At 68.7% G+C, this 2,194-nt stretch carries 2 protein-coding genes; both read left to right on the top strand.

Features of this window, described 5'->3' with window-relative positions; genetic code table 11:
• Positions 1-69 precede the first annotated feature (69 nt).
• Positions 70-1,335, top strand: a complete 1,266-nt coding sequence (istA, locus tag ISG29_RS20385) for an IS21 family transposase (protein ID WP_194505286.1) — start codon at positions 70-72, stop codon at positions 1,333-1,335.
• Complete coding sequence (gene istB / locus ISG29_RS20380; protein WP_194505285.1) at positions 1,335-2,129, top strand: IS21-like element helper ATPase IstB; 795 nt, start codon at positions 1,335-1,337, stop codon at positions 2,127-2,129. Before istA ends, istB begins: the two co-directional genes overlap by 1 nt.
• Positions 2,130-2,194: the final 65 nt, after the last annotated feature.

Below are 2,194 nucleotides of genomic sequence, written 5' to 3'. Positions count from 1 at the left end.
TGTCGACGACGCTTGAAAACGAGGCCATAGCGACGGTCGAAAACGAGGCCACCCAGACAGATTGGATGGGTGATCTCTGTGGAGGATTGGGCTCTGATCCGGCGGCTGGTGGCGGACGGTGTTCCGCAGCGTCAGGTCGCGCGGGACTTGGGTATCGGGCGGGCGACGGTGGCGCGGGCGGTGGCCTCGGACGGGCCGCCGAAGTACGAGCGGCCGGCGGTGCCGACGTCGTTCACGCCGTTCGAACCCTTGGTGCGGCAGCTGCTGGTCACGACGCCGGACATGCCCGCGACGGTGATCGCGGAGCGGGTCGGGTGGATCGGGTCGATCACCTGGTTCCGTGAGCATGTCCGCCGGCTGCGGCCTGAGCACCGGCCGGTCGACCCGTCGGACCGGCTGACCTGGCTGGCCGGGGACGCCGCGCAGTGCGACTTGTGGTTCCCGCCGAAGAAGATCCCGCTCGAGGACGGCACCACGGCGTTGTTGCCGGTCATGGTGATCACGTGCGCGCATTCGCGGTTCATGGTCGCGAAGATGATCCCGACCCGGCACACCCAGGATCTGCTGCTGGCGATGTGGCTGTTGCTGCAACAGCTGGGCCGGGTCCCGCGCAGGTTGATCTGGGACAACGAGTCCGGCATCGGCCGCGGCAAGCGGCACGCCGAAGGCGTCGGTGCGTTCACCGGCACCCTGGCCACCACGCTGCAGCGGCTGAAGCCCTATGACCCCGAGTCCAAGGGCATCGTCGAACGCAGGAACGGCTTCTTCGAGACCTCCTTCATGCCCGGCCGGGACTTCGCATCGCCGGCCGACTTCGACGCCCAGTTCACCGACTGGCTGAGCAAGGCGAACGCGAGGGTGGTGCGCACGATCAAGGCCAGGCCGGTCGACCTGCTCGACGCCGACCGGGCTGCGATGCTGCCGCTGCCACCGGTCGCACCCGTGGTGGGGTGGGTCAACCGGGTCCGGCTGGGACGCGACTACTACGTCCGCGTCGACAGCAACGACTACTCCGTCGACCCGAACGTGATCGGCCGGTTCGTCGACGTCCACGCCGACTTGTCCAGGGTGCAGGTCCGCCACGACGGACGCCTGGTCGCAGCCCATGACCGGGTCTGGGCACGCGGGATGACGATCACCGATCCCGCGCACGTGGCAGCGGCGAAGGTGCTGCGTGAGCAGTTCCAGCTGCCCCGACCGGCCGCCGATCCGCACCAGGAGGTCGACCGTGACCTGACCAGGGATCTGGCCGATTACGACCGTGCCTTCGGCCTGATCGACGGCGGGCTCGCCGATGGCGTTGCGGACGGTCTGAGCGACGGGGAGGTCGCCTGATGGCCACGAAGAAGGAGGCGGCTGAGGCGCTCAAGCAGCTGACCTACCTGGCGGCGGCGTTGAAGGCGCCCCGGATCATCGAAGCAGCCGGTCGGCTGGCCGATCATGCCCGTGATTCCGGATGGACCCACGAGGAGTACCTCGCCGCGGTCCTCGACCGCGAGGTCGCCGCCCGCAACGCATCCGGCGCTCAGCTGCGGATCCGGGCCGCCGGGTTCGCGTCGCGCAAGACGCTCGAGGAGTTCGACTGGGACGCCCAACCCGCTGTCCGTCAGCAGATCGCGTCCCTAGCATCGGGTGGGTTCCTCACCGAAGCACGCAACGTCGTGCTCCTCGGCCCGCCCGGCACCGGCAAGACCCACCTGGCCACCGGACTGGGGATCGCCGCCGCCCACCACGGCCACCGGGTTCTCTTCGCGACCGCGACCGAGTGGGTCACCCGGCTCACCGATGCCCACCGCGCCGGACGGCTGCCCAACGAGCTCGCCCGGCTGCGCCGCTACGGGCTGATCATCGTCGACGAGGTCGGCTACCTGCCCTTCGAGCAAGACGCCGCGAACCTGTTCTTCCAGCTCGTCTCATCGCGTTACGAGCACGCCTCGCTGATCCTCACCAGCAACCTGCCCTTCAGCGGCTGGGGCGGGGTGTTCGGCGACCAGGCCGTCGCCGCCGCGATGATCGACCGCGTCGTCCACCACGCCGACGTCCTCACCCTGAAAGGCGCCAGCTACCGGCTACGCAACCGCGGAATCGACACCCTGCCAAGCATCAAGACCCAAGACCCGGCAGACTAGACAACACGAACCGGTGGCCTCGTTTTCGAGCGTCGGATCGGCCTCATTTTCGAGCGTTGCCGACA

The organism is Nocardioides acrostichi (assembly GCF_015319165.1).
Lineage (GTDB): Bacteria > Actinomycetota > Actinomycetes > Propionibacteriales > Nocardioidaceae > Nocardioides > Nocardioides acrostichi.
Note: the sequence above shows the minus strand (reverse complement) of the source record. Positions and strands in the feature narration are given on the sequence as shown.

What these genes read in the sequence shown, in the direction of transcription:
- istB (WP_194505285.1), top strand. Translation starts at nt 1,335, where the DNA reads ATGGCCACGAAGAAGGAGGCGGCTGAGGCGCTCAAGCAGCTGACCTAC.